This is a genomic window from Streptomyces sp. NPDC059850, from assembly GCF_042731515.1.
In the GTDB taxonomy this organism is placed as follows: domain Bacteria; phylum Actinomycetota; class Actinomycetes; order Streptomycetales; family Streptomycetaceae; genus Streptomyces.
In genome coordinates this window covers 13,039-24,506 of record NZ_JBHWJI010000047.1, presented here as the reverse complement: position 1 = coordinate 24,506, position 11,468 = coordinate 13,039, and the positions used below count along the sequence as shown (strand labels likewise).

Below are 11,468 nucleotides of genomic sequence, written 5' to 3'. Positions count from 1 at the left end.
GGAGGTAGTCGTGCCGTTCACCGTCACCGGCGCGTTCGATGACGGGGCGACCTACAGCGTGCAGGTCACCGGGCGGGCCGACCGTCCGGTGATCGGGTCGCACCGCGCCACCGCCCTGGTGGAGCTGCACCAAGGCAGCCCGGTCTCCCTGACCCCGGCCGGCCCCGTGCGTACGATGACCGGGGACGATGAGGCGACCGTGCTCGCAGTACTGCGGGAGTACACCCACGTCATCGAGGAGGGGCTCGGTACCCCCCGGCAGGCCAGCGTTCCCGGGTGACCCGGGCGCTTGCACAATTGCGCAAGAACGATCTTGGTCCGGGACTGGGCGGGGTGGCCAGGACACAAGCGGCCCCGCCCGACATCCTCCCCGCGTGACCAGATACGGATTCGCCATCAAGGCTCTCCCCAAGAGCGGTAAGCCGTTCGGCGACGAAGAAGACGACGAGCAGCCCGAAGGCGCCGAGGAGGAAGCGTTCGAGGACGACGACCCCGCAGCGGCCTTCGAGGACCCTTCCGCTGACACCGGCGAGGACCCCGCGGCGCCGCCCGAGGAACCTGCCACGCCTCCGGAGAGCCCAGCTGCCGAAGCGCCGCCCGGCGAGGGAGCCGAGCCCCCGGCCGAGGCTGAGCAGCCGGGCGACATGCCGAAGGCTCCAGCCGACGACGCCCGGCCGTGGGCGGGCGACATGTATGACGAGGGCGACGAGACCGACCCAGCCGACTCCTTCTCCGCGTACACCGGCAGCAACGGCGAACAGGCTTGGTTGGACCGGGCCCCAGACGGCACACTGACCGGGTGGGTCAGGGACAGCGCGGGCCAGGTGTGGCGCTACACCGACCCGGACGCGTGGGCGGTCGACGTGGACGGCGCGCACATGACCCGCACGCACAGCCAGGCCGATGAACCCGCCGCCCCGCCCGGCGGCAACCGTGGCGTACAGGACTCGATGTTCCAGTGAAGGAGCTGACGACGTGCAGTTGACCCGCAGCACCGCCCTGGCGCTCCAGCAGGAGGGCAAGGCCGCCTACGAGAAGGGCGACCCAGCCGACTCCAGCCCGTACGACCGATTCGGCAACGCGGAGCAGCAGTTCGGCTACCAGTTCTGGACCCGTGGCTACATCACGGCGCGTTCGGCCGCCGAGGCCGCCCAGGAGCCTGCCGGAGCCAGCGCAGGACGTTAGTCAGGCGCGAACGGCACGGTGCCCGGCGGCCCACTGTCCACCGCCGGAGGTTTTCCGCCGTGCCGAGCGCTCCACCCACCAGATCGTCACACCCGAACACCCTGCGAGGCACCAGCCGGGCAATCTACGCCGTCACTGGCGTGGTCGACGAGGTCAACGACCTCATCGTCCCCGGCGCCTTCGCTCACACCCTGGCCACCCGTCGCGTCAAGGCCGTATGGCACCACGAATGGAAGGACGCCGTCGGCGTCGTCCTGCACGTCGAGGAGTGGCTACCCGGCGACCCCAGGTTCGCCGACGTCCCCGACTGGCCCGCCGAGGCCGGCGCCCTGGTCGCGACCGTCGAGTACAACCGGCGTACCAGCAAGGGCCGCGACACCTACGAGCAGGTCAAGCAGTGGTACGAGCACGGCGAAGCCGCGTTCTCCATCGGCTACCGCGTGCCCGCCGACGGAGCCACCCGCCGCGGTGACGGCGTCCGCGTCATCCACCGTCTCGACCTGTTCGAAGTGAGCCCCGTCTTGCACGGCGCGCACCCGATGACCCGGGCGCTCGAGGTCAAGGCCGCGGCCAACCCCGGCATGGAGTACAAGGCGACGCCCAGCGTCGTCGAACTCGACGCAGGGAAGGACGAGGACCGTATCAAGGTCGCCGGACTCGTCCTCAAGGCCGAGGACACCGGCCGCGTCCTGCTCATCCAGCGCGCACTCGACGATGAGGACCCGGCCGCCGGAACCTGGGAGTTCCCCGGCGGGCACCTGGAGAAGGACGAGGACGCGCTCGCCGCGGCGCTGCGCGAGTGGCAGGAGGAGACCGGCGCCGAACTCCCCGGATCGGCAAGCGTCGTCGGCTCCTGGACCGCCCCGAACGGCATCTACCGCGGGTTCGTCGCCATAGTCCCCGGCGAGTCCCACATACCGCTGAACCGGCCCCCCAGCGAACGACGGGTGACCAACCCCGACGACCCCCAGGGCGAAACGCCAGAGGTCACCGCCTGGTGGCCGATCACCGCCCTCCCCGACATGTCCCTGCTCCGGCCCGCATGCCGTGACACCCCCTGGTCCCTCCTGGCAGGCGCCACCCTGCCGCAGGGCCCGGCGGCCAAGAAGCCCAGCGCCGAGGCCGAGCAGTTCGCCGCCGGCGTCATGAACGCCTACGCCGCTCTCGGCACCACGGAAGCGAAATCCGCGCGCGCCGCAGTGGCCGCCGCTGGCTCCGTCCAACCGCGCATCGAGCACAAGTCCGCCCGCTCCGCGGTCGCCGAGGCCAAGAGCCATCCCATGCCCCTCCCGGAGGCTTCTGTGATGTCCCGTAACCCCCTGCCCGAGTCCCAAGAGCAGTTCCGTGCCCGCCTCTCGGACAGCGTCCGCGAACTCCTCGACCAGGACGGCCAGACCTGGACGTGCATCGAGGGAACTTACCCGGACCGCGTCATCGTCTCCGTGCACAGCGAGGACGAGCGGCGCAGCAGCCACTACGCCATCCCGTACACGGCCACCGCGAACGGCGAGATCAGCCTCGGCACCCCTCAGCCCGTCGAACTCGCCACCGTCGTACTCCCGGAGGGTGCCAGCGCGCAGCGCACGGCCACCGACGCGGAAGACGTCGACGCTCGCGTCGTGCAGCCCACCGTGGAAGCCCTCGCCGACGCCACCGCCCGCATCAACACCACCGAGGCCGACCCGGACCAACTCACGGACGTACGGGACAAGGTGCGCACGCTGATCGCCGCCCTGTCAGCGAAGGGCCTCGACGTCGCCGACGACACCAGCGCGCCGAAGACCGCCGCCCCCTTCCGGGACCGCGCGGCCGGACCCACCGGCATGGACCTGTGGGACGACTACACGTTCACTGACGACAAGGACGAAGACGAGGTGCCCACTGAGGATGCTCCGCCGCCCGCCGAGGGCGACGTCGACGCGGAGGACGACGCGGACACAGTCCGTCTGGACGAGGACGAAGTGAAGTCCGTGCTCGCCATGATGCGGAGCTGAGTCGCACGACCAGCCTCACCCCGCTCCCCTGGCCTCCCCATCTGCACGGCAAAAAGCCGCAGGTCAAACCCTATGCGCTGCCGCTCCTGACTCCCTGAGCGGGCAGCGTGCGACGTTAGCCCCTCTCTCCCTTTTCACTCACGCCACGCGTTGAGGCTGTCCCGGTGCTGGCCGGGCGGAGCGACGCACGTCAACCGCACCCCAGCACCAGGGAGAGAGCAGCAATGCCCGACAACGCCCGCATCAAGGAACTGCAGAAGCAGCTCCAGGCCAAGAGCGCTGAGGCCGAGGAGATCAGCAGGTCCTTCAAGGTCGAGGACGGCGGGTTCGTCGTCTCCACCGAGCAGGCCACCAAGTTCCGCAAGGTCTCCAGCGAGGCGCAGGAGATCAAGGCGCTCATCGACGCCGAGCAGGGCCTGGTCGAGATCAAGCAATACCTCGACGCCCCGGAGACCACGCCGGCCGCGGCCGCGCACTACGGCAAGACGCAGACCATGGAGGGGAAGTCCCTCGGCGACATGTTCGTCGAGTCCGACTCCTTCAAGCGCGCCAGCGCCGCGGGCTTCGACGATCGCCCGTACATCCGCGCCGCGATGGAGGGGAAGTCGATCTTCTCCCTGAGCGCCGGCACGGTCACGCACCAGACCCTCGGCAGCGTCCAGAACCTGGGTATCGCCGAGCGGGCCTACCGCAAGTGGCACATCCGGGACCTGTTCCCGAAGTCCTCGACCAAGCAGGCCGTCCTCTACGGCGCCCGGGAGACCGGCTGGACGAACAATGCGAGGCAGGTCAAGGAGCGTTACGCCGCCGACGGCACCAGCCCGGCGACTGGCGCGGACACCGACACCTGGGGCCGCGCCCCGCGGTCGAAGCTGTCCCTGACCCCGGTGATGTACCCGGTCGCCGAGGTCGCGCACCTGATCGACGCGCACAAGAACATCCTGAGCGACGAGCCGAGGCTCAAGACGTTCATCAATGGGCGCATGGTCGAGGGCGTCAAGTACCAGGAGGACTGGGACTTGCTCCACTCCGTGGGCGACGGCCAGTCCCTCACCGGCATCTACAACACCCCCGGAGTCCAGCAGTACCAGGGACTCTCGACCGACAAGTACAGCGTCCAGATCCGGCGCGCCATCACCAAGGCGCTCCTGGCCGAGTACGAGCCGACCGGCATCGTCCTGTCTCCCACGATGTGGGAGCACGTCGAGGTCGAAGAGGACGACAACGGGGCCTTTCGCGTCGCCATCGCCGTGGCCATCGGCGCGGAGAAGAAGGTCTGGAGGCTGAACGTCGTCGAGACCACGGCCATGTCGGATGGGGACTTCCTCATCGGCGCCTTCGGTCTCGGCGCGCAGCTCCACGACAGGGAGAACGTCAGCGTCACCGTCTCCTCGGAGAACGCGGACAACTTTGAGAAGGGCTTGATCACTTTCAGGGCGGACGAGCGCCTGGCGCTCGAGGTCCCACGGCCTGAGTCCTTCGTCATCGGCACCTGGACCCAGCCGATCTGACCCGGACACGGGTGAGGGGGTGCGTCCCGCCGCGGGCGAGCGCACCCCCCTCCACGTACCACCATCACGACCACGGAGGACGCCGGTGATCGAGAAACAACCCCTTGGCCTCGCGGAAGAGTTGGACGCGCTTGCCAGCGCCCCCACCACCCACCGGGGCCCACAGTGCAGCGTCGGCGCCTTCCTGGCCGCCGCGGACGAGAAGGCAGCGGCCTCCCTGCGTGCGGCCCTGGACTCCGACCGTGTCACGGCGAAGGCTATCGCCGACACCCTCAGCCGGTACGGCGATGCGGTCACCGCGTACACCGTTGCCCGGCACCGGCGTCGCGGGCAGTCCAACGGATGCCGGTGCGAGCGATGAGCCTCGACAGCGACCTGCAAGCGCTCCTCGACCCTGCCTCCCACGAGCAGAGCCACCCCACGCAAGCCCAGCGGACACAGTCGGCCGCCCCCCGCGGCTGGGAGGCAGGGGTGCGATACGAACCCGGCGGCACGATGGTGGTCACGGCCCCGCCCACCGAGGCGCAGCCCGGCGGCGAGGCTGACTGGCGCGAGCGCGTCGGGGAGATGGGGCTCGCCATCCCCGAGGGCTTCCGTGTCCGTCTGGTGGAGGCCAAGCACGATCCGGCCGCGTGGCATCGCTACAACCAAGGCGACGACGCGGTGACCCGCGCCGTATGGCGCTGCCGCTACGTCGTTGAACCGGCCGCCCCCATCTGGCAGTCCGCTGGCGACGTCAACGCCCTCGTACGGGATGCGATGCGCCGCCGCAGGAAGCTCCGCCCCACCGTCGACACTGCGGAGCGCGCTCTGGTCGTCGTCTACGCCGACGCTCAGGCCGGGAAGGTCGGCCGGGATGGTGGAACCCCCGAACTGATCGCACGGGTTGCTGATCGCTTCGACCGGCTCGACGACCACCTGCGCGACCTCGCGGCCATCGGTCGGGCACCGACCGCGGCGTACTGGCTGGATGCCGGGGATTGCGTGGAGAACTACGAGAACATCGCGCAGCAGGCGTACACCAACGACCTGACCATGACGGAGATGATCCGCGTCCATCGCCGGATCACCTTTGAGGGCCTGGACCGCCTCGCCGGGCGCTTCGGCCGGGTTGTCGCAGCGACGTGCGGCTCGAACCACGGCCGGGTCCGCCGCGGCCGTGAGGCTGTCGGCCCACCCAGCGACGACTGGGGCATTGAGGTCCTGTCGCAGATCGCTGACGCCTACGCCCGTAACGAGGCGGCCTACGGGCACGTCAGCTTCGTCATGCCGGAACGGTGGCGGGAGTCGGTATCGCTGGACATCGCCGGAACCATCGTGGGCCTGGCGCACGGGCACCAGTACGCGCGGCCCGACAAGGCCGTGGACTGGTGGCGCGGGCAGACGTTCGGCCGGCAGCCGATCGCCGACGCGGACGTATTGGTCACCGGACACTTCCACCACTTCCGCGCCCAGCAGGTCGGCAATGGCCGCCTGTGGATTCAGGCCCCCACCCTCGACAACGGGTCCGACTGGTATGCCGCCCGCAGCGGAGAGGTCTCCGCGTCCGGTCTCCTCGTGTTCAGCATCGGCCCCGACGGCTGGGACGACCTTCGGCTCTTGTGAAGGACCGCGATCCCGGCCCAAGATCGTTCTTGCACAAGTGCAAGCGAACCCAGGGCGCGACCGTAGCGCCTCCCGTCCCTCATCCTTCCGCGGCCACCACACCGGAAGCAGCGGAAGGACACCCATGGGTCTCTATCGAGAGAACGGGCAGCGGATCACGAAGGCGGCGTTCCCGGCCGCGGCGCTCGCCGACCCGCCCAAGCGCCTCACCGAGAACGTCTACCAGTCCGAGCCGTACGGCCGCGGCGACGGCCACCCCGAGGGCTCCCGCCGTTACCTGCTCTACGAGGCCGGGGACATCGTCCCTCAGTCCGTGATCGACCGGCTGTTCACCGCGGCGACGATCGCCACCCTCACGCCGGCCACGGGCCCAGCCGCGGGCGGCACCGCCGTCACCATCACGGGCACAGCCCTCGATGGCGTCTCCGCGGTGACCTTCGGTGCGACGGCCGGGACCGAACTCAAGGTCGTCTCCGCGACCGAGCTGCGCGTCAAGACGCCCGCAGGCGCGGCCGGGGCGGTGAACGTTGTCCTCGTCGACGACGCCGGCAACATCACCAAGACCGGCGGCTTCACCTACACCGCCTGACCACGGGCGCCCGGACGGCCACAGGCGAAGGGAGCCGTCCGGGCACGGCCCGTACGCCCGCGCCGCCCCGCTGAGGCAGGACGCGACACAAACGCCGCCAGGCGTGCAGGGTGCGCGCCTACCGGACCACCACCCCGAGAGGGATCCCACCCATGGCAGGCACCACCCGTACCCGTAAGACCGCCGCGGCCAAGCCCGCGGACGTCGGCGACACCCCCGTCGCCGAGACCGAGCAGACCACCGCGGAGCCCGCGGACGCTCTGACCGTCGAGGAGACGACCACCACGGAGCCCGTCGAGGAGACGACCATCACCGATGCCAGCCCGAAGGCGCCCGACGTGGCCCCGCTGGAGCCGCCGGCCATCCACCAGGCTCCCGAGGCACCGGCGGAACCCGGCTACGTCTCCCCGACCGAGGTCATTCCCGACGACATCGCCGAGGTCATTCTCGACGACGCCACCAAGCAGCCCCCGGCCGACATCGACGCCGTGTTCCAGCCCGTCACCCCGTACGGCTCCACCCTCCGGTGCACCGTCCGCCTCCTCGAGCGGACCTACGTGGGACCGCACCGGAACCCGATCGAGCGGCTGCTGCAGCCCAAGGGCGCGCACGTCTCGGAGAGCATCGCCGCCCGCATCCGCGAGCGCCTGGTTGCTCAGGCCGACGCGACCGGCGCCGAGAAGTAAGGGAGGCCCGGGGTGTCGGTCGTCGACTACGAGCCCATGTACGGCGGGGCGCACTACGACCCCGAACGGGCCGGAGGACAGGTCACCAGCCTCATCCTCTACGACGGCCCGGAACGCACCACCGAAGTTGCCGCGGCAGGGCCGGGCACTCGACTGCGGCCCGGGACGTACCGGTTCGCGCTGCCCGACGTGCCGCCCGGCCGGTACTGGGCAACCGTCACCTTCATCCCGAGCAACAGCGCCCAGCCCGTCAAGGACCAGTCCGTACGGCTGGACCTTCCCCTCGGGCTGGGGCTCGCCACCTCCCCGGAAGCCGTCGCCGACGACCTCGGCGTTCCGCTCCCGCTCACCCCCACCCAGCGCGACGCCCTCACGACCGCGATCCGCCGGGCGCAAGCCGACGTCGAGGGCTACCTGGGGCGATCCCTCGTTCCGAGCGTCGTCACCCGCACCGCGGTCACGCCCTACTGGCACCCCGGCGAGGACCTGACCGACCCCGAGGCGTGGCCGTTCGACATCGATGACGACTGGCAAGTGTCCGCCTACCGCGACCGCGGGGACGGCACATACGATGTCGACCTCCTCGTCGGCCTGAACGGCGCCGCCGAAGACCCGGTCGTCCGCTACGTCACCGCCCACGCCGCAGAGTCCGAACGCAACCGGCCCGGTGGCGTCGGCGCCCAGGGTCGCCGCGTCTCCTCCGTGAGCGCCGAAGGACAGTCGATCTCGTACGACTCAGCGCCCACAACCGGTCAGGCCGGCGCCCTGCCGACCATCGGCACCCTGTCCCGGTTGAAGCGCCGCCTCTGGCAGCCGCTCGCCATCCCGCCGCGCCCGCCGTGGCCGTACTCCTCCACCCGCTACCGCCGTCGCTGAAAGGAGGCTGCCCACGTGTCCGTCGTGCTGCCGAATGCCATGCTGACGGTGCGCGCGCTCGCCCACCCCTGGGAGCGCGATGCCAACGGCGTGCCCGTACCGCCGGGCCCCAACCACAAGCCGGCCCCCCGCGGCATCTGGCCCGGGTCGGTCCTCGAGCAGACCGACGGCTCATGGTCGGTACGCCTCGACCCGCAGGCGTGGCCGGTCAGGGAGGGCGACACCATCGAGGACGAGACCGGCCGGTCCTGGACCCTGACCAGCACCCGCAACCACACCGTGCCCGGGTGCTCCGACGCCGACTACGTCCAGGCGACCGCCACCCTCACCCCGCCGGAGGTCCCCTGATGGCGAAGTTCACGGCCGCCCCCGGGCTCGAGGAGGCACTCGCCCGAATGGTGGCGCCACACGTCCAGCGCATCGCTCAGCAGGTGGAGATCGAGGCCAAGCGGCTCGCCCCGCCGGTCAAGCGCTGGGTGACCGTGGGCGACAACCAGGTGCGCCCCACCCATGTGGCCGCCCAGGGGCAAGAGGTCCCCGGGAACCTCCGGTTCGCCATCAACTCCATGGAGTGGGACCGCAAGCATCGCGGAGTCGGCGACAAGACATACATGCGGCACCCAAAGGACGAGTCGTCCCGCGCGGTCGCCAACATCAAGAACTGCCGGTGCACCACGTACAGCGACCCGGACGGCATGGCGAAGAACATCAACACCGGCCAGCCCGCCATCGTCGGGAAGAAGGTGACCGTGACCGTCACCGCCCGCGGCCACCTGGTCGTCGAGGCCGAGGTCGGCACGGTCTACCCTGGAAACCTCGTGGCCAACGGCGCGCACTTCATGTCTCGCGGCGCCGCGATCGTAGCCGCCCGTCGCTGAGCACGCGACACAAGCCGCCGACAACCGCACAGTGCGCGCCATGGCTACGAACACCACCAAGCAGACCTCCGCCGGGGCCACCGACATCACCGAGGACCACCCCGAGCGCACTCGCCGAGCTCCGGCCGTCGTCGGCCCACCCCTGGGCGAGGGCCAAGAGCCGGTCACTGTCACCCTGTCGCATCACCTGCGCATCGGCGCCGCCGACTTCACCCCGGGCGCCGAGATCACCGTGTCCCCCGATTACGCCCGCCGTCTCCACGGCCAAGGCTTCACCGCTCGTACCTGATGGCCGAGCTGACCCTCGCGGACGCCGATCCGGTCTCCGTCCTCCTGACCTGGCTCCAGCAGAGCGAAGAGGTCGCCGACGCCCTCGGCGGCCCCGGCCGCGTGTCCGGGATTGCCGAGGCCCCGTGGCCGCACCTCGCTATCGGCCACGGACCCGGCGGAGACCTCCGCGACTTCCGATGGGCCACCGAACCCGAGGTGACCCTCGAAGTCCACGGAGACCCTGGCGGCTGGCCCGGCAAGGCGGAGCTGCGGCGCGTCCTCGTCCGCTGCGCGCAGGCTGCCCAGGGCGTCGTCGAGGCGCCGCACATGCCCGGCCAGCCGGTCATCAGCGGCGTCAAGCCGTCCGGCCTCCTCGTCTGGTCGCCGCTCGTCGACGGTCAGCCGCGGTGGCTGATGAACCTCCTCGTGACCCTCCACCCGTGACAAGGCGACGTTAACCACCGCGGCTCCTCAAGGTGTCTGCGTCTTAGCACCGGACCCCCTTGGAGAGCAGGTCATGGCAGGCGCGAGCGCCAACAACAACGAGATCGTCATTCCGTCGATCACCAGGATCTACCTGGCCCCCGTGGGGTCGACGGCCCCGGCCGACGCTACGTCGCCGATCCCCGAAGCCCTGCGCAACGTAGGCCTCACCACCGAGGACTCCCTCAAATTCAACTCCGAGCCGAACTTCGAGCAGGTGCGGAGCGCCCAGTCCTCGTACCCCACCCGCACGTTCCAGACCACGGACGCCGCGACGATCGAGGTCGACCTGCAGCAGTGGTCGGGCGCGAACTTCAGGGCCGTGTACGGCGGTGGCGAAATCACCGAGATCACCGTCTCGGGCCAGACCAGCGCCAAGCACTACAAGTTCGCTCCGCCGAAGATCGGCGGCCGCACCGAAGTGATGGCCGTCATCGAGGTCATCGACGGCGGCAAGCACTACCGCTACGTCTTCCCGCGCGCCATGCAGATGGAAGGCGTCTCGAAGGACCTCGCCAAGACCAAGGAGGCCGTGCTGCCTCTGCGTCTGGCGGTCCAAGGCGGCGACGACCTCGACGCCTGGTACCTCATCACCGACGACCCGGCCTTCGCGCCGACGGCGTGACCCCTCGCGGCAGCGCGCGACGCAAGCCCTGACGGCTTGCCACTGTCCGCGCGCTGCCGCACCACCGCGACTCAGCTACGCAGACACGAGAGGTCACACCCATGTCGTTCGTCATCGACCTGGACGCCGAACGCCGCGAGGTTCAGTACCCCGACGGCATCCCGGTCAAGCTCGGCGGAGAACAGTTCATCTTTCCGGCGGAGCTGCCCGCCGAAGCCCTCGATCCGATCCTGTCGGACGAGCTGGACCTGGTCGGACTCCTCGGCGAAGTCGTCGACTCCGCCGACGGTGACGCCGGCGTTTCCGAGGTCGTCACCGCCCTGTTCCGGCGCCCCTCCCTGCCGCGGAAGTTCCTCGGTGCGATCCGGGAGACGTACGCGATCCTCCTCGGCGACCAGCACACGGGCTTCCTCAAGCAGCGCCCGTACGTCGGCGACTACGTCCGCCTGACCACCGGGCTCGTCAAGGTCTACGGGGTCGAGTTGGGAAAGCTCTTTCGGTCGGCCGGCTCCTCCGCGAGCGATTCGCAGACGTCGAGTCCGACCTCTCCCGATTCCACGGAATCGATGCCCGAGGAGTCTGGCTCCGCCCCGGACAGCCCGGATTCATCGGCGTCCGCCGACTGATCTCCTTCGTCGACGGACTGCCAGATGACTCCCAGGTCCGATCCGCCCCTCTCGGGGGCTGGACCAAGGTCCTCGAGCTACTGGCGCTGATCGTCGACGAGATCGGCCTCCTCGCCGCGGACAAGCGGCGCGAGGAGCCG

General features: G+C 70.1%; 16 protein-coding genes. All 16 read left to right on the top strand.

The features are described from left to right. Nucleotides 1–10: 10 nt before the first annotated feature. The 16 genes from ACFV9T_RS30800 to ACFV9T_RS30725 all read left to right on the top strand — a co-directional run bounded on the left by ACFV9T_RS30800 (nucleotide 11) and on the right by ACFV9T_RS30725 (nucleotide 11,328). Complete coding sequence (locus tag ACFV9T_RS30800) at nucleotides 11–280, top strand: hypothetical protein (protein ID WP_385445724.1); 270 nt, start codon at nucleotides 11–13, stop codon at nucleotides 278–280. Nucleotides 281–374: 94 nt separating this feature from the next. Next, entirely contained in the window at nucleotides 375–962 is a 588-nt protein-coding gene (locus tag ACFV9T_RS30795; protein ID WP_385445723.1) for a hypothetical protein, read from the top strand. Between the two features lie 13 nt (nucleotides 963–975). Beyond that, nucleotides 976–1,185, top strand: a complete 210-nt coding sequence (locus ACFV9T_RS30790; protein ID WP_385445722.1) for a hypothetical protein — start codon at nucleotides 976–978, stop codon at nucleotides 1,183–1,185. A gap of 140 nt (nucleotides 1,186–1,325) precedes the next feature. Beyond that, nucleotides 1,326–3,179 (top strand): NUDIX domain-containing protein, encoded by a 1,854-nt coding sequence (locus ACFV9T_RS30785; RefSeq protein WP_385445721.1) that lies wholly within the window; start codon nucleotides 1,326–1,328, stop codon nucleotides 3,177–3,179. A 224-nt stretch (nucleotides 3,180–3,403) separates the two neighbouring features. Continuing rightward, nucleotides 3,404–4,690, top strand: a complete 1,287-nt coding sequence (locus ACFV9T_RS30780) for a phage major capsid protein (RefSeq protein ID WP_385445720.1) — start codon at nucleotides 3,404–3,406, stop codon at nucleotides 4,688–4,690. 85 nt (nucleotides 4,691–4,775) lie between these two features. After that, nucleotides 4,776–5,051, top strand: a complete 276-nt coding sequence (locus tag ACFV9T_RS30775) for a hypothetical protein (protein ID WP_385445719.1) — start codon at nucleotides 4,776–4,778, stop codon at nucleotides 5,049–5,051. A 110-nt stretch (nucleotides 5,052–5,161) separates the two neighbouring features. Further along, nucleotides 5,162–6,295 (top strand): hypothetical protein, encoded by a 1,134-nt coding sequence (locus ACFV9T_RS30770; protein WP_385445718.1) that lies wholly within the window; start codon nucleotides 5,162–5,164, stop codon nucleotides 6,293–6,295. Between the two features lie 124 nt (nucleotides 6,296–6,419). Next, nucleotides 6,420–6,884: an IPT/TIG domain-containing protein gene (locus ACFV9T_RS30765; protein WP_385445717.1), complete on the top strand. Its 465-nt coding sequence runs from the start codon at nucleotides 6,420–6,422 to the stop codon at nucleotides 6,882–6,884. A gap of 152 nt (nucleotides 6,885–7,036) precedes the next feature. Continuing rightward, the gene (locus tag ACFV9T_RS30760; protein WP_385445716.1) at nucleotides 7,037–7,570 is read left to right on the top strand and encodes a hypothetical protein; all 534 of its coding nucleotides are present in this window, start codon (nucleotides 7,037–7,039) and stop codon (nucleotides 7,568–7,570) included. 12 nt (nucleotides 7,571–7,582) lie between these two features. Beyond that, nucleotides 7,583–8,446 carry a hypothetical protein gene (locus tag ACFV9T_RS30755; protein ID WP_385445715.1) on the top strand — a complete coding sequence of 288 codons (864 nt, stop codon included), beginning with the start codon at nucleotides 7,583–7,585 and terminating at the stop codon, nucleotides 8,444–8,446. A 15-nt stretch (nucleotides 8,447–8,461) separates the two neighbouring features. Then, complete coding sequence (locus ACFV9T_RS30750; protein WP_385445714.1) at nucleotides 8,462–8,794, top strand: hypothetical protein; 333 nt, start codon at nucleotides 8,462–8,464, stop codon at nucleotides 8,792–8,794. Next, nucleotides 8,794–9,324, top strand: coding sequence for a hypothetical protein (locus tag ACFV9T_RS30745; RefSeq protein ID WP_385445713.1), 531 nt, complete (start codon nucleotides 8,794–8,796; stop codon nucleotides 9,322–9,324). Before ACFV9T_RS30750 ends, ACFV9T_RS30745 begins: the two co-directional genes overlap by 1 nt. Before the next feature lie 40 nt (nucleotides 9,325–9,364). Continuing rightward, on the top strand, nucleotides 9,365–9,613 hold the full coding sequence (locus tag ACFV9T_RS30740) for a hypothetical protein (protein ID WP_385445712.1): 249 nt from the start codon (nucleotides 9,365–9,367) through the stop codon (nucleotides 9,611–9,613). Beyond that, complete coding sequence (locus ACFV9T_RS30735) at nucleotides 9,613–10,038, top strand: hypothetical protein (RefSeq protein WP_385445711.1); 426 nt, start codon at nucleotides 9,613–9,615, stop codon at nucleotides 10,036–10,038. The genes ACFV9T_RS30740 and ACFV9T_RS30735 overlap by 1 nt, the downstream gene beginning before the upstream one ends. A gap of 73 nt (nucleotides 10,039–10,111) precedes the next feature. Next, entirely contained in the window at nucleotides 10,112–10,702 is a 591-nt protein-coding gene (locus tag ACFV9T_RS30730; protein ID WP_385445710.1) for a hypothetical protein, read from the top strand. A 101-nt stretch (nucleotides 10,703–10,803) separates the two neighbouring features. Further along, complete coding sequence (locus ACFV9T_RS30725; protein WP_385445709.1) at nucleotides 10,804–11,328, top strand: hypothetical protein; 525 nt, start codon at nucleotides 10,804–10,806, stop codon at nucleotides 11,326–11,328. Nucleotides 11,329–11,468: the final 140 nt, after the last annotated feature.